General features: G+C 74.2%; 10 protein-coding genes. 3 read left to right on the top strand and 7 right to left on the bottom strand.

Features of this window, described 5'->3' with window-relative positions; translation table 11 throughout:
- Window positions 1-24 precede the first annotated feature (24 nt).
- From ABGB21_RS21975 to ABGB21_RS21990, 4 genes are all read right to left on the bottom strand, one after another.
- On the bottom strand, window positions 25-1,746 hold the full coding sequence (locus tag ABGB21_RS21975) for an acyl-CoA dehydrogenase (RefSeq protein WP_347679264.1): 1,722 nt from the start codon (window positions 1,744-1,746) through the stop codon (window positions 25-27).
- Window positions 1,743-3,656: an acyl-CoA dehydrogenase family protein gene (locus tag ABGB21_RS21980; RefSeq protein ID WP_347652545.1), complete on the bottom strand. Its 1,914-nt coding sequence runs from the start codon at window positions 3,654-3,656 to the stop codon at window positions 1,743-1,745. Before ABGB21_RS21980 ends, ABGB21_RS21975 begins: the two co-directional genes overlap by 4 nt.
- A 4-nt stretch (window positions 3,657-3,660) precedes the next feature.
- The gene (locus tag ABGB21_RS21985) at window positions 3,661-4,602 is read right to left on the bottom strand and encodes a TauD/TfdA family dioxygenase (RefSeq protein ID WP_347652546.1); all 942 of its coding nucleotides are present in this window, start codon (window positions 4,600-4,602) and stop codon (window positions 3,661-3,663) included.
- Between the two features lie 256 nt (window positions 4,603-4,858).
- On the bottom strand, window positions 4,859-7,042 hold the full coding sequence (locus ABGB21_RS21990; RefSeq protein WP_347652547.1) for an MMPL family transporter: 2,184 nt from the start codon (window positions 7,040-7,042) through the stop codon (window positions 4,859-4,861).
- Between the two features lie 133 nt (window positions 7,043-7,175).
- On the opposite strand from ABGB21_RS21990, the gene ABGB21_RS21995 reads away from it, so the two are divergent.
- The 3 genes from ABGB21_RS21995 to ABGB21_RS22005 are packed head-to-tail and all read left to right on the top strand — an operon-like array spanning window position 7,176 to window position 9,855.
- Window positions 7,176-8,462, top strand: a complete 1,287-nt coding sequence (locus ABGB21_RS21995; protein ID WP_347652548.1) for a sensor histidine kinase — start codon at window positions 7,176-7,178, stop codon at window positions 8,460-8,462.
- Entirely contained in the window at window positions 8,450-9,094 is a 645-nt protein-coding gene (locus ABGB21_RS22000) for a response regulator transcription factor (RefSeq protein ID WP_347652549.1), read from the top strand. The genes ABGB21_RS21995 and ABGB21_RS22000 overlap by 13 nt, the downstream gene beginning before the upstream one ends.
- Window positions 9,094-9,855, top strand: coding sequence for a DUF4097 family beta strand repeat-containing protein (locus ABGB21_RS22005; RefSeq protein WP_347652550.1), 762 nt, complete (start codon window positions 9,094-9,096; stop codon window positions 9,853-9,855). The genes ABGB21_RS22000 and ABGB21_RS22005 overlap by 1 nt, the downstream gene beginning before the upstream one ends.
- A 17-nt stretch (window positions 9,856-9,872) precedes the next feature.
- On the opposite strand, the gene ABGB21_RS22010 is transcribed toward ABGB21_RS22005, so the two are convergent.
- The 3 genes from ABGB21_RS22010 to ABGB21_RS22020 all read right to left on the bottom strand — a co-directional run bounded on the left by ABGB21_RS22010 (window position 9,873) and on the right by ABGB21_RS22020 (window position 18,513).
- A complete protein-coding gene (locus ABGB21_RS22010; RefSeq protein WP_347679266.1) occupies window positions 9,873-11,231 on the bottom strand; it encodes an MFS transporter in 1,359 nt (452 codons plus the stop codon).
- A 22-nt stretch (window positions 11,232-11,253) separates the two neighbouring features.
- Window positions 11,254-12,186, bottom strand: a complete 933-nt coding sequence (locus ABGB21_RS22015) for an ornithine carbamoyltransferase (protein WP_347679268.1) — start codon at window positions 12,184-12,186, stop codon at window positions 11,254-11,256.
- Between the two features lie 90 nt (window positions 12,187-12,276).
- A complete protein-coding gene (locus ABGB21_RS22020; protein ID WP_347679270.1) occupies window positions 12,277-18,513 on the bottom strand; it encodes an amino acid adenylation domain-containing protein in 6,237 nt (2,078 codons plus the stop codon).
- Window positions 18,514-18,543: the final 30 nt, after the last annotated feature.

Consider the following 18,543-nt stretch of genomic DNA (forward strand, 5'->3'; position numbering starts at 1 on the left):
TGACTCCGTTCGGTGAGGGGCCGTTCAGCCGGCGAGCCGCCGGTCGGCCAGGTCGAGCGACCGGGCGTCGGCCACCCGGTCGGACAGTTCGGCGCAGAGCCGGCGGTACCGCTCGGCGTCCGCCCCGGTGCTCCACCGCTGCCCGCCGTCGGCGCCCAGCCGGTCTGCCAGCCGGGTCAGCGCGGTGACCAGCCAGGTCGGTTCGGCCAGAAACGAGGCCGCCGGCGCGTGCCGCCAGACACCGACGCAGGCGGCGGCGGCGAGCAGCACGGTGTAGCGGGCGGCGAGCGCGAAGCCGGGTCGGCCGGCGGTCACCGTCCGGTCCCGGGGCGGCAGGGCCAGGGCACGTTCCCGCAGTCGGTCCAGCTCGGCGACGAAGATCCCGGTGAGCCGGTGCGGCTCCCCCGTCCCGGCCAGTTCCCGGTGCGCGGCGCGCAGGTCGGCGCAGACGTCGTCGCGGCGGGCGGCGAGCTGCAGGCCGGCGAAGTCGAGCGCCGGCAGCGGTTCCTCCCACCGGTACAGCTGGTCCGATACCTCCCCCGGCCCGTCCCCCGCCTGTCGGGCCAGGACCGGCAGCGACGGGATGATCGAGGCCAGGCAGACCGCGGAGCTGGCGTGGGCCAGGGTCACCACCGGCAGGTCACGCAGGTGCTTCTGGAAGATCGCGTAGTCGCCCTCGCGCAGGTAGCCGCGCGCCCCGAGCACCACCGAGAGCTGGTACGCCGCGTCCTGCAGCAGTTTCGGCACCAGGTACTTGACCGCCGGGGCGAGCACCGGGGCCTGCTCCGGCAGCACGTGCAGCGCCCGGACGGCCACCGTGGCCAGGCAGTCGGCGACCAGCAGGTCGGCGAAGGCCCCACCCAGCACGGCCCGGGTCTGCGGCAGGTCGGCCACCGGAGCGCCGTAGAGCCGACGGTCCAGCGCGAACCGGGTCACCGTCCGCAGCATGGTGTCCAGCGAGCCGACCACCATGCCGGGCAGCACGCTGCGGGTCACCTGGAAGCCGCGCAGCACCGTCTCGATGCCGGTCCCCGCCTCGCCGAGGACGGCGTCCGGGGAGACCGGGCAGTTGTCGAAGGCCACCCCGCCGAGCTGGCAGCCGCGTACCCCGGAGGTGGGGTACCGGGGGCCGAAGGTGACCCGGTCCGGTGGCAGCGTCGACCGGTCCAGCAGCAGGTGCGAGTGGCTGCGGCTGCCAGGGCGGTCGTCGGTCCGGGCGAACAGCAGCAACAGGTCCGCCCGCGCGACGTTGTTGACCAGGTCCTTGCGCCCGGTCAGCACCAGCCGGCCGGCCTGCGCCCGGGCGGCGAACTCGGCCCGACCGAAGTCGGTGCCGTGCGGCAGCTCCGTGTAGCAGGCCGCGGCCCGACCACCGGCGAGCAGCAGCTCGGCGAGCCGGGCCCGCTGCGCGGGCCGCCCCGAGGTCCACACCGGAACCGAGGCGATCAGGCTGGTCAGCCCGTACCCGATGGCGAGTGCGCTGTCCCGGCGGAAGACCGCGCGGAGCCGGCGCATCAGGTGGTCCGCGCCGACGAGCCGTCCGCCCAGCGCCGCCGGGACGAACTCCGCGTTCAGTCCGTGGTCGTGCAGGGCCCGCTCCCCCGCCGTGGAGAGTTCGCCCCGCTCGTCGGCGGCGACCAGCGCGGCGTACCCGAGCGGGTTGGCGGTCTGCGTCGGGTCACCGAGCAGCAGTTCCAGGTCGGGCCCGGCCGGCGGTTGCCGCACCGGCGTCGGCGGCGGGGTCACGGCGTCCCCTCCCCCGGCCCCGCGCCGGTCTGCTCGCCGAGCCGGCAGGGCAGCACCGAGAAGAGCCGGTGGTCGCGGTGCTGGGCACGCAGCCACGGCAGCAGGCGGTCGTACAGCTCGCCGTCGGCGAACTGACGGTCCAGGTCCGGTGCCAGGTCGTCGAGGAGCCGGGACAGCGCCGCCCGCAGCCAGAGCGCGTCGGCCCAGAGCCCGGCGGTCGGACCACCGATGCTGGACCGGTTGTGCCACCACAGCCGCAGGCAGGCGGCGACGGCGTAGCAGGTCGCGTACCGCTGGGCCAGGTCGAACGCCTCCGCCGGCACCTGGCGGGCCGCCGGCCGGTACGCGCCGATCCGGGCATGCAGCTCGTCCACCATGCCGCGGACCTGCGTGAGCTGCCCGAGCAGCCCGTCCGGCAGCCCCGCGTCGGCGGCCATCTCGTCGAGCAGCGCCGGCAGCCCCTGCACCAGGCTGCACCCGGTCCGCGAGGTGAGGGCCAGCCGCGACGGCTCCAGGGTGGGCAGTGCCGCGTCGAGGGTGGCGGCGGCGACGAGCCCGGGGTCGACGGTGCCGGTGGCGTACCGGCGGGCCAACTGCGGCAACTGGTTGATCAGGGCGTTCAGGTTGACCGTGGTGTTGCCGTCGAAGATGCCGACGATCCGGTGGTCCCGCTGGGTCTTCTGGAAGCCGCCGTCGGCGAACCCCTCGGTCAGCATGGCCCGGGCGCCGAGCACCTGCCCCAGCTCGGCGACGGTCCGGTCGGTCCGGGTCGGGACCAGGTACTTCACCACCGCCGAGGCGACACTCAGCTCCCCGGGCAGCGCCTGGATGCCCCGGGTGGAGACCAACGCCACCGCCTCCGCCACGAAGCCGTCGGCGTACGCCTCGGCGAGGGTGCGGCCGGCGTGCGGCAGGTCGACCAGCGCCCGGCCGTACAGCCGGTGTGCCACCGCGAAGTCGGTGGCGATCCGCAGCGCCCGGTCGGCCAGCCCGAGCGACATACCGGCACAGAGCGTACGGGTGATCTGGAAGCTCTTCAGCGCGATCTCCAGGCCGGTGCCGGGCGGCCCGACCACCGCGTCGGCCGGCACCCGGGCGTCGTGGAACCCGATGCCGCTGATGTTCGCGCCCCGCACCCCGTGGGTCAGCGCGTCCGGCAGGCACCGGTACGCCCCGGCCGGCAGCGCCTCCTTGTCGACCAGGAGCAGGCTGAAGCCGCGCGCCCCGCCCTTCGGGTCGGTACGGGCGAGCAGACAGATCCAGCGTGCCCGGGTGGCGTTGTTGATCAGCCACTTCTCGCCGTCGACCCGGTAGCCGCCGTCGTCACCGGGCGTCGCGGAGACGTCGCCGGCCAGCAGGTCGCTGCCGTGTGCCCGCTCGGTCAGCGCGAACGACACCACGGCGCCCCGGGACACCTCACCGGCCAGCCGGCGGGCCTGCTCCGGCGTCCCGGCGAGCCACACCGAGACCGCGCCCAGGTAGGTCTTGCAGTGCGCGATCGTCAGGGTCAGGTCCCGCCGGGACAACACCCGGATCACCTGCAGAAGCTGCTCGGAGTCGGCCTGGTCGCCGCCGAGCGCGGCCGGTACGTAACTGCGGGGCAGGCCCAGCTCGTCCAGCCTGCGGCAGGCCCGGTCCGGGAACCCGCCCCGCTCGTCCAGCGCCACCGCGCCGGCGTAGGAGAAGATTCCGGCCGGGTCGCGCGGATCGCCGAGCGCCCGCTCGAGCCGTTCCATGCCGGCGTGGTGACGGTCGACGGCGCCGGCCCGGCTGACGTCGGGGTCGGGACCGCCGGCGGCGTGGTGGTCGGGGCCGCCGGCGTGCCGGCTGTCCGGCCCACGCCGGCGGTCCCGTGAGGACGTACCGTCACGGGACCCCGGGGTGTCGTGCCGCAGGTTGATGGCGGACACCGGCTCAGTCCGACATCGCCACGAGCACCCGGCGGGCACCCGTGAACGGCCGTCGACCGTGCCCGACCAGGATGTTGTCGATCAGCAGCAGGTCGCCGGCACGCCAGTCCACGTTGACCGCGACCTCCAGACCACGGTCGCGCACCTGGATGACGTACTCCGGCGGGATCGGGGTGCCGTCGGCGAAGGTGACGTACTGCGGCAGCTCGTCCTCGGGCAGGATCTGGGCCAGTGCCGAGGCGGTGTCCTCACCCAGCGACGCCGGGTGCCACTGGTCCGACTGGTTGAACCAGACCTCGACCCCGGTCACCGGATGCCGGATCGTCGACGGACGGAGTTGGCTGATCCGCAGGCTCCCGTCGGAGCGCCACTCCCAGGTCGCGCCGGTCGGGGCGAGGAAGTTCTCCACCTCGTCGCGGCGGTTCGTCTCGAAGGTGTCCTGCCAGCTCTTGCCGAAACCCCGGCCGCCGTGCAGGTTCTGCCGGTAGCAGACCCCGTCCGCGTACGCGGCCCGCACCTGCGGGTCCAGCGCCGCCAGCCAGCGGGCGCCGTCCACCACCGGGGTGGCCCCGCCGGTGGTCGCGGCCAGCTGGCAGAAGAACATCAGCCGGGCCGGCCAGGTGTGCGCGTACGACAACTCGTTGTGCATCGAGATGGTGAACTCGGCCGGGTACTCGGTGGAGGTGTAGACGTTGTCGCCCACCTTCGTGCGCGGCGTGTTGCCGTGCACGTACGCCAGCCGGTTCGGCAGCGCCAGGTCCAGCACCGGGTCGAGGGTCTGTTCGGTGATCCCGAAACCGCGGAACACCAGGGCCTTCTCGTTTACCAGCAGCTCGTCGATTTTCGCGGTGTCGGAGAGGAAGCCTCGCAGCCCCTCCGCCGTCGGCTCCGCCGCGACGTCGAACGGGTGAATCTCCAGTGGAGCCCAGGTGTCTACGCCAGCCATGTTCTGTCCCTCTCCGCCAGACGACACGACACGTCGATGACGCTGAGGGCAGCATGGGGGCCTCTCCTATACCCGGGCTATACCGCCGTGTCCAGCCGCAACACCGGGGCTGACCGGCGGTTTCACCGGCTGGGCCCGGCCACCGCGCCCGTGCGGGGGATCACGGACGGGTGGCCGGGCAGCTCGGCCGCTGTCGGCCGGCACGCCGGGTCGGGGCCGGCCGACGCCCCGGCCCGGACGCCGGCCGACTCCGCGGCTACCGGCCGGCGGCCGGGCCGGTCAGCGCGGCGTCCCGGTGCCCGGCCGGGACCACCGTCCCGCCCTCCCGGATCCCGGCCCGCCGGTGGAGGCGACGCAGCGGTCCCGGTGCCCACCAGTTCCAGCGGCCGAGCAGCGTCATCGTCGCCGGCACCAGCAGGCAGCGCACGATCGTCGCGTCGATCAGGATGGCCACGAACAGGCCCACCCCGATCTGTTCGATGTCGCCGACCTGCGCGGCGCCGAAACAGGCGAACACGATCATCATGAGCAGCGCCGCGGCGGTCACCACCCCGCCGGTACGCTGCAGCCCGTGCCGGACCGCGGTGTCGGTGTCCCGGCCGGCGTCGACGTACTCCTTGATCCGGCCGAGCAGGAAGACCTCGTAGTCCATCGAGAACCCGAACGCGAACGCGAAGACCGTGACCATCAGGTACGGGGTCAGCCCGCCGATGGTGAGGGTGTCCAGTGGACCGGCGAGCCAGCCGTGCTGGAAGATCGCGGTCAGCACCCCGTACGTGGCGGCCAGCGAGAGCACGTTCATCAGCACCGCCTTGACCGGCACCAGCAGCGAACCGGTCATCAGGAACAGCAGCAGCACCATCACCAGCACGGTCAGCCCGATCGCCCGGGGCAGCCCGGCCTCGATCCGGACCATCAGGTCGTGCAGGATCGCCGCGTCCCCGCCGACCCAGCTCTGTACGCCCGGCGGCCGGTCCGCCCGGATCCGCAGCGCCAGGTCCCGGGCCGCGTCGGACTGGTTGTCACCGCGCACGTCGATCGCCACGCTGGCCAGGTTCGGTCCCTCCGCCTCGGCCGGGGCGACCCGGGAGACCAGCGGGTCGTCGCGCCACCGCTGCGCCCAGGCGCCCAGGGTGGCCGGGTCGGTCCGGGCCAGCACCCGGACGGCCGGGAAGGTGCTCTCCCCGTACCGCTCGCTGAGCTCGTCCGCCACCCGCACCGACTCGATGCTGCGGGGCAGGCCGGCGAGCTGCGGCAGCCGGCTGGACAGGGTCAGCACCGGCAGTGCGGCGATCAGCAGCAACGCGGTGACGACGAGGACGACCAGCCGGGGCCGGCGCTGGGCGAGCCGGGCCACCCGGCTGAAGAAGCCCCGTTCCACCTCGTCGCGGGACTGGCCGCGCTCGGCCGCCAGCGCGGTGAGGCGGACCGCCCGCCGGGACGGCTTGACGAACCGGCGGAACACCCGCAGCAGCGCGGCGGTCAGGGTGAGCGCGGAGAACATCGCCAGCAGCGCGGCGGAGATGCCGGCCGCACCCATCGCCTGCAGCCGGGGCATGTCGAACAGCAGCAGGCCGGCGAGGGCGAAGACGATGGTCAGGCCGCTGAACGCGACGGTACGTCCGGCCGTCGCCCAGGTCCGACCGAGCGCGTCGGGAGGTGCCAGACCGGCCGCCAACTCCTCCCGGTAGCGGGAGACCAGCAACAGCCCGTAGTCGATGGAGAGGCCGAGCCCGAGCAGCGACACCACGCTGAGTACGGTGTTGTCCAGGTCGACGACGTACGAGAAGGCGAGTACCACGATCAACGCGCCGGTCATCGTGGCGATCGTGGCGATCACCGGCACACTGCCGGCGGCGAAGCCCCGGAAGATGATGATCAGCACGATCAGGGTCAGGCCCAGGGCGAGGATCTCGGCCCGGGTGAGATCGTTCTGCGAGGCCCCGCCGGCCTGTCGGGGTACGAGGTCGGCGCCGCCGAACCGGACCGTGGCGCCCGGCAGTTCCGTCTCGAGCTGCCGGAACCGGTCCTGGACCGCCTCCAGCGCGGCCGTCTCGGCCTCCCGTTCGGAGCGTTCGAACCGGTCCAGGGTAACGACCACCTTGGCGCCGTCGCCGGCCCGGGCCGCCACCGGTCCGGTCACCCCGGTCACGTCGGGGCGGCCGGCCACGTCGGCGCGGGCCCGGGCCAGCGCGGCGGCGTCGGCGCCGCCGCCCGGGTCGATCCCGTCGACCAGGGTCACGATCCGCAGGCCGTGGTCGGCCTCGGCGCGGAGTACATGCTGTGCGTCGTCGGACTCGGTGCCCTGGACGGCCCGGGTCGATCCCACCTTGGTGAGCACCGGGCCGGCGGCCACCCCGCCGGCCACGATCACCACCAGCCAGCCGATCAGCACCAGGCGTCGGTGCCGGTAACAGAAACGTCCTATACGTGCCACCATGCGGTCGAGTTTTCCGGTCGGAAGACCGAAAGTCGGTAGCGGCGGTATCCGTCTTCCTCTGGGTACCAGGTTCCATACCGGTCCGGGTCCTGACCGGATGGTCACCCCGGTCCGGACTGCCTATGGTGGTCAGGTGGTTCCGGACAGCTACGCCCCGACCGGGCCGGCCGGCCGCGCGTACGCCGCCCGGTCCGACGGTCTGCTCCGGGCCGCACTGCGCGCCGACGGCTGGTACGCCGCCTGGCGCGGCACCGCCCACCTGGCGGCCGGGCTGCCGATCGCGGTGCTGAGCGCCCCCGCCCTGCTCGTACTGCCGCTGTTCGGCCTGCCCACCCTCGGGGTGCTGCTGGCCGCTGTCCGGCTGTTCACCCGGTGGCACCGGGCCCGGTTCGCGGAGTGCCTCGGGGTGACGGTGCCGCCCCGGGCCGACCGGTTCGCCGCGCCCAGCTGGCTCGGCCGGGTGCTCGCCGAGGCCCGGGCCGCCACCACCTGGCGGCAGCTCGGCTACCACCTGGCCGCCGCGGTCCTCGCCCCGGTCAGCTTCCTGGTCTGCGCGGTCGGCTGGGCGGTCGGACTCTCCCTGACCACCGTCTGGGCGTACGCCTGGACGCTGCCGGACCGCAACGTGCTGGGACTCAGTCCGCGTGAGCCGGTGATCCTGACCGCGCTGACCGGCGCCGGGCTGGTCTGCTGCCTCGCCGTACGTTGGCTGGCCATCCGGTTGGTCGCGTGGGACACCCGGGCCGCCGGCGCGTTGCTCGGCCCGAGCCGCACCGAGCGGCTGAGCCGCCGGGTCGAGGCGCTCACCGCCAGCCGGAACGCGCTGGTGGACGCGGCCGACGCGGAACGCCGCCGGATCGAGCGGGACCTGCACGACGGCGCGCAGCAGCGGCTGACCGCGCTGGCGATGAACCTCGGCATGCTGCGCCAGGAGGCCACCGGGTTGCCGGAGCCGGTGCGGTCCGAGATCGTCCGGGCGCACGAGGACGCCAAGCTCGCCCTCGCCGAACTGCGCCGGCTGGTCCGGGGCCTGCATCCGGCGGTGCTGGACGCCCGGGGGCTCGACGCCGCGCTCTCCGGACTGGCCGCCGGCGCCCCGGTCCCGGTCCGGCTCCGGGTCGACCTGCCGGACCGACCACCACCGGCGGTCGGCGCGGTGGCGTACTTCGTGGTCGCCGAGGCGCTGACCAACGCGGCCCGGCACGCCGGGGCCACCGGGGTCGTGGTCAGCGCCGAGCGTCGGGCCGACCGGCTGCACGTGGAGATCAGCGACGACGGCCGGGGCGGTGCCCGGCCCGGTATCGGTACCGGCCTGCACGGGCTGGCCCAGCGGGTGGCCTCGGTGGACGGCACCCTGGAGATCACCAGCCCACTCGGCGGCGGGACGAGGATCACCGTGGAGCTGCCGTGCGGGTCGTGATCGCCGAGGACTCGGTCCTGCTCCGGGAGGGGCTGGTCCGGCTGCTGCAGTCGGCCGGGGAGACCGTGGTCGGCGCGAGCGGCGACGCCGAGGGCCTGCTCGCCACGGTCGCCGACCACCGGCCCGACCTGGCCGTGGTGGACGTCCGGATGCCACCGACCTTCGTCGACGAGGGACTGCGGGCCGCGCTGACGGTACGGGCCCGTTTTCCAGAGACCGCGGTGGTGGTGCTCTCCCAGTACGTCGAGGAGCGGTACGCCGCCGAACTGCTCTCCGGGCCGACCCGTGGGGTCGGCTACCTGCTGAAGGACCGGGTCGCGGACGTCGCCGAGTTCCTGGCCGCACTGCGGCAGGTGGCCGCCGGCGGCACCGTGCTGGATCCCGAGGTGGTCTCGCAGATCCTGATCCGCTCCCGGGCCAACCCTCTGCAGCGGCTCACCCAGCGGGAGTCCGAGGTGCTGGCGTTGATGGCGCAGGGCCGCTCCAACGCCGGCATCGCCGCCGCGCTGGTGGTCAGCGAGAGCACCGTGGCGAAGCACGTGAACAGCATCTTCGCCAAACTCGGGCTGGCCGCCGCCGACGCCGACCACCGGCGGGTGCTCGCCGTGCTGCACTTCCTGCGGGAGGTGTGATGGCCGGGTTCTGGCGGCCGTTCGGGCACACCCTGGCCGTGGTCACCGTCCTGGCCGGCGGGGTGTCGGCCTGGTCCTGGCTGGCCCGGCAGACGGTCACCGAGCGGACCGGCTACCAGGGCACGGTCACCGAACTCACCGTCGAGCTGGGCAACGGCAGCGCCGAGGTGACCACCGGCCCGCCCGGGCGGGCCACCGTCGAGCAGCGGCTCACCTGGTCGTACGGCCGGCCGGTGGTCCGGCAGGAGCACGCCGACGGCCGGCTGTCGGTCACCGCCGACTGCGGTACGCGGCCACGGCTGCCCGGCTGTGCGGTGGCGTACCGGATCGAGGTGCCGCCGGAGGTGGCGGTGACGGTGCGGACCGGCTCCGGGACCGTCTCGGTCCGGGACGTGACCGGCCCACTGACCCTGCACAGCCGTAACGGCGACGTACGGGTGGAGAACGTCGCCGGCGACCTGCGGCTGGACGCCCGTTCCGGCCGGATCGACGGGGCCGACCTGCACTCGCCCCAGGTGCAGGCCCGGTCCGGCGCCGGTGACGTGGCGCTGCGTTTCGCGACGCCACCGACCACGGTGCTGGTCCGGACCGGCTCCGGCGGGATCACCGTCGCCGTGCCGCCGCCGGACGGTTACAACCTGCACGCCAGCGCGAGGTCCGGAACCCGGACGGTGAGCGTACGGGAGGAGCCGACCGCGCCCCGCCGGATCGACGCGCAGGCCGGGGACGGCAACGTCCGGGTCGCCTACACCGGCGGCTGATTCCCCGATGGCCCCGGTCAGCTCAGCCGACGGCCTTCCGGGGTGTCGACCACGGCCCGGACCGCCGGGCTGAGCACCGCGACCGCGACCAGCACCACCATCACCCCGCTGAGCGCCAGCACGGCGGTGGCGACCGGCAGCGCGGCGAGCAGGTAGCCGGCGAGCAGCGGGCCGAGGAAGTTCGTCCCCGAGCCGAGCAGCGTCGCGACCGCGCCGACCCGGCCCATCAGCGCGTCCGGGGTGATCCGGACCAGGTAGATCCCGCCGGCCACGTTGAACACGCCGCCGATGTAGCTCATCGCGGCGAAAAGAACACCGAGTGCCCAGACGTCGCGGGTGAACGCCATCGCCGGCATGACCAGCGCCCAGCCGGCCAGGCCGCCGATCACCACCGCCCGCAGGTCCAGCCGGCGCAGCCACCAGGTGCCGCCCAGCGCGCCGAGCAGGCCGCCCACCCCGCTCACCCCGGCGAGCAGGCCGACCACGACGCTCGAACCGCCGTCCTGCTTGACCACGTACATCACGGCCAGCGCCAGCCCCTCGAACGGGATGTTGCTGATCGCGATGAAGATCATCACGGTACGCAGGAACCGGCGGCGCCACACCCAGCCGATCCCCTCGACGAGGTCCGCCCGCAGGGTCCGGGCGGTGCCCGGGACGCCGGCCGGCGCGGTGGACTGGAACGGCCGGCGGATCAGCAGCAGCGACACCAGCGAAACCAGGTGGGCCAGCGTGGTGGCCAGGAACGGCGCCCAGCGGACCAGCTCGAACAGGGCGCCGCCGGCCGGCCGGCCGAGCAGCATCGCGCCGCGCTGCCGGGCCTCGTTCTGGCTCAGCGCGGCGGGCAGTTGGCCGGGGGTGACCAGGTTCCGGACCGCCGATCGCTCGGCGAGCTGGTGCACGATGGCCAGACTCGACTGGACGAAGGCGACCACCACCAGGTGCCAGACCCAGACCAGGTCGGCCCAGACCGCGACCGCGACGGTGGCGGTGACCAGTACACAGCCGGCATCGGCGGCGATCATCAGCCGGCGCCGGTCCCAGCGGTCCACCAGCAGACCGGCCGGCAGTTGCACCAGCAGCATCGGCAGCAGGGCGGCGGTGCTGACCAGCCCGGCTCCGGTGATCGAGCCGGTCTGCCAGAGGATCAGCAGCGGGTACGCGATCGCGGTGATCCGCGCCCCCAGCACAGCGAAGCCGGCACCGACCCAGAGCAGCAGGAAGTCCCGGTTGCGCCGCAGCGGCGGTTCGGCGCCGGGCTCCGGGCGGGCCGCCGAGCCGGCCGCCACCGACGAGGTCACCGCGACCACCGCCGGCCGGAGCACCCGGCGGCCGCCCGCCCACCGTGGGCCGGGCCGGGCTGCCTGCCGGAGCACCCGGCGCTGGCACGCGCTCCGTTCACCGGGTCCACCCGCCGGCGGCGCACCACTCCAGGACCGCCATCGCGCTGTGCATCTTGTTCTCCGCCTGGCCGAACGCGATGCTGGCCGGGCCGTCCAGCACCGACGCGGTCACCTCCTCGCCCCGGTGTGCCGGCAGGTCGTGCATGAACACCGCCTTCGGGCTGGCCCCGAGCACCGCGTCGTCGACCTGGAACGGGGCGAAGACCCGCCGCCACTCCGGGTCGGCCTTGCTGCTGCCGGTGGTCTGCCACCTCGTGGTGTAGACCACGTCGACCCCGTCGCCCAGTTCGGTCATGTCGTGCCGTTCGGAGATCCGGGCACCGTACCGCCGGGCCTGCTCCGTCGCCGTGTGCAGCAGCCCGGCCGGCAGCCCGTACCCGGGCGGGGTGCGCAGGTCGAGTTCGGTTCCCGGGATCCGGGTCAGGGCCAGGGCGAGCGCGGTCGCGGTGTTGTTGCCCTCGCCGACGTACCGGACCCGCAGCCCCTCCAGCCGCCCGAAGTGGACGAGCAGGGTGGTCAGGTCGGTGAGCGCCTGGGTGGGATGCTCGTCGGCGGTCATCGCGTTCACCACCCCCATCCGGCCGTGCCCGGCGTACGCGCGCAGCTCGGACGGGCTGTCCGCGGTACGGGCCACCAGCAGGTCGAGCATGCCGGCGAAGACCCGCCCGGTGTCCTCCACCGTCTCACCGGTCCGGGTCTGCAGGTCGTCGGGCCCGTACGCAATGATCTGCCCGCCGAGTCGCAGCGCCCCGCTGGAGAAGGCGGTCCTGGTCCGGGTGGAGGTACGTCGGAAGTAGATGCCGACGATCCGGCCGGCCAGCGCCCGGGACGGTACGGCCGCCCCGGTGCTCAGCTCGGCTCCCCGCCGCACGATGCCGTGCAGGTCGTCGTCGGTCAGGTCGCTGATGGAGATGAGATGACGTGTCATGGTGTCTCCCGTCCGGCCGATCTGGTTCCGGCGCGGTCCGGCGGACCGGCCCGGTGGTGCGGTGCCCGGATCCCGGTCCCCCGGCCCCGGTCAGTAGCCCAGCTCGGTACGGCCCTGGCCGACCCCGAACTGCTGCCCGTCCTGCTGGCCGACACCGAGCGCGACGACCTTGTGCACCTCCTTGCCGGAGTCCGCGTTGGTGAGCACCACAAAACCGGTGCCGCTGCGCACCCGCCCCAGCATCATCGCGCGGTAGCCGACCGACTCGCCGACGTGTCCGAACTCGACTTCCCGTCCGGTGTCGTCGACCGAGGTGCCGAGCCCGTAGAGCGCGTCCCGGTGGATCGCGGTGAGCAGCTGCTCGGCGTACGGCCGGGGCAGCAGCTCCCCCTCCCCGAGGTACGCCCGGCGGACCGCGACCAGCAGCCGGGCCAGGTCCGGCGCGGTGGCCCAGAGCCCGGTCGAGGCGAGCACCGGCTTGACCCGCCAGCCACCCGGCACCGGGGTGCCCCGCTCGTCGTGCCCGACCGCCACCGGCCGGCCCGACGTCTCCGGGAACGCCTGGTCGAAGCTGGTCCCGTCCATGCCGAGCGGGGCGAACACCAGCTCCCGCATCAGTTCGGCGAACGGCTGCCCGGTCAGGTCGGTCAGCAGCTGCTCCAGCACCCAGTAGTGCCCGTTGCTCTTCCGGAACTGCTCGCCCGGTGGCAGTTCACCCCGGACCTGCGGGGTGGTCGCCGGCGGCCGGCCGGTGAGCAGGTCGAGCAGGGTCGGCCCCGGTTCGCCGCGCAGCTGCCCGCTGTTGCGGACCACGGTCAGCCCGGCCACGTGACTGAGCAGCTGGCGTACGGTCACCGGGCCGGGGGCGTCCAGCCGCCAGCTGGTCAGGTAGCGGTTGACGTCGGTGTCCAGGTCCAGCCGGCCGGCGGCGGCGAGCCGGAGCGCGCCGACCGCGCAGACGTGCTTGCTGATCGACCCGACCTGGAACAGGGTGTCCGCGGTGACCGGGACGTCACCGCCGGCGGTCAGGCTGCCATAGCCGTCCGCCGAGACCAGTTCGCCGTTGCGGACCAGCGCCACCGCCGCGCCCGGCACCGCGTACTCGTCGAGGGCGGCCCGGACCGCCTCGCCGGAGATCACCGGCCCGCTCGGCACCGCCGCCTTCGGCACCGCGTGCCCGATCAGGTCGGTGAGCGCCTCGATGGTCCGCTCGGCGACCCGCCGGATGGTGGCCTCGTCGTACCGCCGTCCCGGGTAGGTCCAGTGCACGGTCAGCATGTGGTCGTGCACCCCGGCGGTGACCTGCAGCGGGTGGGTTCGGGGCCGGTCCGGGTCCTGGGCGCTGACCAGCCGACGGGCGGGCAGGGTGAACCGAGGCGCGCTCGGTCGTCCGCCGTCCGGGCCGGCCGGGCCGGTCTGGCTGCCCACCGACCGGTGCCCGGTGTAGTTGACCAGGATCCGCGGCTCGGGCAGCTCGGCCAGGGCCGCCGCCAGTTCGGTGTCCGAGCTGAGGTGCCGGAGCAGGCCGTAGCCGAGACCCCGGTCCGGGACCGCGCGCAGCTGGTCGCGGACGGCACGCAGCGCGGCCTCCGGATCGCCCGCCGGTAGCCAGAGCGAAACCGGGTAGAGGCTGGTGAACCAGCCGACGGTCCGGGACAGGTCCACGTCCGGGAAGATCTCCTCCCGGCCGTGCCCCTCCAGGTCGAGCAGCACCCGGTTGCCGCCGGTCCAGCCGGCCACCGCGGTGGCCAGCGCGGTGTGGAAGACCTCCTCGGCGCGGACCTGCCCGGCCGCCGGCACCTGGTGGGTGAGCGCGGCGGTCAGGTGCCGGGGCAGGGTGACCGTGACGGTGCGGGCGTCGGCGGCGTGGTCGGTCTCCTCCGGACGGTCCACCGGCAGCGCCGCCGCCGGCATCCGGTTCAGCCAGTACGGCGCCTGCGCGGCCAACTCGTTCCCCGCGGCGTGTTCGACGAGCCGACGGGCCCAGTGCTGGACCGAGGTGCTCTTGGCCGGCAGCGGTTCCCCGGCGTACGCGGTGTTCAGATCGGCGACCAGGATCTGCCACGAGACGATGTCCACCGCCAGGTGGTGCACGGCGAGCAGCAACTGGTCGCCATCGGCGTTTCCGCCGCGCAGCAGGGTGGCCCGGACCAGGCGTCCGGCCGCGATGTCGTGTCCCTCGGCGGCCCGACCGACCGTCTCCCGGACCACCGTCTCCCGCTCCGCCTCCGGCAGCTGCCCGAGGTCGACGACGGTCAGCAGGTCGGCCGGGACCTCGGCGCCGATCGTCGCCACCCCGTCGCGGATCCGCAGCCGCAGCGCGTCGTGGTGGGCGACCAGCGTGTCCAGCGCCCCGGCGAGCCGGTTCACGTCGGCCGCCGGCCGTACGTCGAGCAGGCCCGCCTGGGCATACCGGTCGGGGTCGCCGGGCAGGGCGAGGAACCGTCGCTGGATCGGGGTCAGCGGCACCTCACCGGTGACCTGTCCCTGTTCGGTCACCGCCTCGACCGCCGGGGTGGTGTCGGCCGCCACCGCGGCGGCCAGCTCGGCGACGGTCTCGTGCTGGTACATCTGGGCCACCGCGAGCGGCAGTCCGGCCTGCCGGGCGGCGGCCAGCACCTGGATCATCAGGATGGAGTGGCCACCCAGTTCGAAGAACCTGTCGTGCACGCTGACCTCGGGCAGGCCGAGCACCCGGGCCCAGATCCCGGCCAGGGTCCGCTCGGTCTCGGTGCGCGGTCCGACGAACTCCCGGGCGGCCGGTGCGCCGGCGTCCCCGGGGTCGGGCAGGGCCCGCCGGTCCAGTTTGCCGTTCGCGGTCAGCGGGATCTGCTCCAGCGGCACGTACGCCACCGGCACCATGTAGTCCGGCAGTCGGGTGGCGCAGTGCTCGGCGAGCACCCCGGCGTTCAGGTCCCCACCGTCCCCGGCCGGTACGCAGTAGGCGACGAGCTGCCGGTCCCCGGTCGGGGCGTCGTCCCGGACCACGTCGCGGGCCACCACGACCGCGTCCCGGACCGCCGGGTGGTCGAGCAGCACCGCCTGGATCTCCCCCAGCTCGATCCGGTAACCCCGGATCTTGACCTGGTCGTCGAGCCGGCCGAGGAAGTCGACCGCACCGTCCGGCAGGGTCCGGACCAGGTCGCCGGTGCGGTAGAGGCGACCGCCGGGCGGCCCGAACGGGTCGGGCAGGAACCGCTCGGCGGTCAGCCCGGGCTGGTCGGCGTAACCCCTGGTGACGCCGGTGCCGCCGACGTACAGCTCGCCGGGGACCCCGACCGGGACCGGCTGCAACCAGCGGTCCAGCACGTACATCGTCATGCCGGGCAGCGGGCGGCCGATCGGCACCACGTCACCCTCGGGCGCTGCGGTGACCGACTGGACACAGGTGCCGACCGACGCCTCGGTCGGGCCGTACTCGTTGATCAGCGGGGTGTCCGGGTCCAGCGCACGCCACCGGTCCAGGGTGGCCCGGGTGAGCGCCTCGCCGGCCACCACCAGCACGCCGGCCAGCCCGGACGCCTGTTCGGCGGTGAGCTGGTGGGAGAGCAGGTCCAGGTGGCCGGGGGTCAGCTTGACGAAGCTGAACGGCCCGGCTCCGGCCAGCCAGTCGCCGAGCCGGTCCAGCTCGACGTCGGCCGGCATCAGGTGCACCGGCTGGCCGGTGACCAGCGGGGCGTAGAGGTTCGGCACCGGCAGGTCGAAGGCGATCGAGGAGAACAGCGGGGCGCCCCGGTCACCCCGGGAGGCGAGTTCGGCGGCGGCCCACTGGACGTGGTTGGTCAGGCCCCGGTGCGGCACCTGGACGCCCTTCGGTCGGCCGGTGGAGCCGGAGGTGTAGATGACGTACGCCAGACCGTCGAGGTCGGTCGGGACGTCGGGCGGACTCGCCGGGCGGGCCGCCACCGCCGCCGCGTCCCGGTCGACGAGCACCTGCGCGACGGTGAACCGGTCGGCGTACGCCTGCTGGGTGACCACCAGCCGGGCGCCGGCGTTGGCCAGCATGTGGCGCAGCCGCTCGGTCGGGTGGGAGGCGTCGAGCGGCACGTACGCCCCGCCGGCCTTCCAGATTCCGAGCAGGGCGGCGACCAGGTCCGGTCCCCGGTCGAGCAGGACGCCGACCGTCGACTCCGGACCGACGCCGAGCGCCCGCAGGTGCTGGGCGTACCGGTTGGCCAGCGTGTCGAGTTCCCGGTAGCTCAGCCGCGCCGCGCCGCAGCGGACCGCGAGGGCGTCCGGGGTGGCCGCGGCCCGCTCCGCGACAAGCTGGTGCACGGCCTGCCGGACCGGCGCCGGGTCGGTCCGGTTCGCGGTGACCAGCAGCCGGTCCCGTTCGCCGGGCGGCAGGTGGCTGGTCCGGGCGTCGCCGTCGACGTCGGCGGCCATCGCCTCCAGCACCGCCCGGTAGATCCCGGCGAGCCGTTCGGCGTGCTCCGGCCGGAGCGCCCGGCGGTTGGTGGTGAGGATCAGGCCACCGTCCGCCGCCGCCACCGCGAGCGGGAACTCGCTGGCGCCGTCGCCGAGCCCGTTCTCGACGTCGATCAGGTCGGTGTCGACCGCCTCGAAGTCCTCCTGGTAGGAGAAACGGACGTCGACCAGGCGTCGTCCGTCGCCGAACTCGCGCTGGATCACCGGCATCGGGAAGCGTCGGTGCGGCCAGCAGGCGGTCTCGTGGGTGTAGACGTCGCGCACCAGGTTCCGCCAGGTGGCGGCGGTGCCGTCGTAGCCGAACGGCAGGCTGTTGAGGTACATGCCGTAGACCCGGTCCGCGCCGACCACCTCGGGACGGGCGCTGTAGACCAGGCCGGTGAAGAACCGACGCTCGTCGGTGAGCTGGCTGAGCGCCTTGAGGTGGGCGGCGAGCAGCACGCTCTTCAGGGACGCCCCGGCCGCGGCGGCCAGGGCCCGCAGCTCGCGGTCCAGGTCGCCCCAGACCACGGTGACCGAGTAGCCGTCGCTGACCCGGCCGGCCGGGTCAGCCCAGGCCGCGGGCAGGGCGAACGGGGCGTACCGCTCGACGATGCCGCGCCAGTGGTCCCGGTCGGCCGCCGAGTCGATCGACCGGAGTTCGGCGGCGACGAAGTCGGCGTAGCGCACCGCCGGTCGCTCGACCGGCGCGGGGGCCAGGCCATCGCGGATCCGCTGGTACGCGTCGAGCAGCTCGACCAGCATCGCCCGGTGGCTCCAGCCCTCGGTGATCGGGTGGCACACCGTCACGGTCAGCCACCACGACCCGTCACTCTCGACGTGGGCGGCCAGTCGCAGCAGCGGGGCGTCGCCGACGGCGAACGGGGTGGCCTGCTCCCGATCGGTGAAGTCGCGGACCGCCTGCTCCCGCCCGGTCGGCGGAAGGTCCCGCAGGTCCCGGACGGTCAGCGGGATCGTCGCGTCGGCGTGCACGAGCTGCATCGGCACCGCGTACGTCTCCAGGTCGAACGAGGTACGCAGCAGTTCGTGCCGGTCGGCGACCAGGTCGGCGGCGGCCCGCAGCGCGGCGGCGGAGAACGGCCGCCCGTCGCGGAGCCGGAACGAGTTGACCGTGTGGTAGGGGTTCAGTTCGGCGTCGCCGAGCATCTCCACCAGCATGCCGAGCTGCACCTGGGAGAGCGGGTACGCGTCGACCACCCCGACCGGCAGTCTGGCCCGGTCGGCGGCGGAGATCAGGTCGAACGGCGCCACGGCCCGCTCGACCCGCGCCTCCTCCCGGCCGGCCAGCGCCTCGACGAGCCGGGCGACGGTGCGCGCCTCCAGCACGTCCCGTACGCCGGCCGGGAAACCGGCCTCGCGCAGGGCGCCGACCAGGGCGACCGCCCGGATCGAGTGCCCGCCGAGGTCGAAGAAGCTGTCGTGCACCCCGACCCGCTCGACCCCGAGCACGTCCCGCCAGATCGCCGCGACCCGCTCCTCCACCTCGGTACGCGGCGCCACGTAGACCTCACCTGTCGGCAGCGCACCCTGGTCCGGCGCCGGCAGCGCCCGCTTGTCCAGCTTGCCGTTCACCGTCAGCGGGAACCGGTCCAGCGCGACGAACGCGGCCGGCACCATGTACTCGGGCAGTGCGGTGCGGCAGTGTTCGGCCAGCTCGGCGCTGCTCAGCGGCGGGTCGGCCGGCTGGTTGGCGCTGTGGGCCGGGTGATCGGTCGGGCTGTCGGCCGGCTGGTCCGGGCCGGAGTTCGTCAAGGTCCTGGCCGCGGGGGTGGTGGCGGGCAGGTAGTAGCCCACCAGGGTGTCGTCGCGGAGGAGGACGACGGCGTCCCGGACCCCCGGATGCCCCGCCAACACCGCCCCGATCTCCCCCAACTCCACCCGATAACCACGAATCTTCACCTGATCATCCGCACGCCCCAAAAACTCCAA

It is taken from the genome of Plantactinospora sp. B24E8 (genome assembly GCF_039871735.1).
Lineage (GTDB): Bacteria > Actinomycetota > Actinomycetes > Mycobacteriales > Micromonosporaceae > Plantactinospora.

Coding starts and splice junctions, on each gene's coding strand:
- ABGB21_RS21985 (WP_347652546.1), bottom strand. CDS start 4,602: ATGGCTGGCGTAGACACCTGGGCTCCACTGGAGATTCACCCGTTCGAC.
- ABGB21_RS21990 (WP_347652547.1), bottom strand. CDS start 7,042: ATGGTGGCACGTATAGGACGTTTCTGTTACCGGCACCGACGCCTGGTG.
- ABGB21_RS22005 (WP_347652550.1), top strand. CDS start 9,094: ATGGCCGGGTTCTGGCGGCCGTTCGGGCACACCCTGGCCGTGGTCACC.
- ABGB21_RS22015 (WP_347679268.1), bottom strand. CDS start 12,186: ATGACACGTCATCTCATCTCCATCAGCGACCTGACCGACGACGACCTG.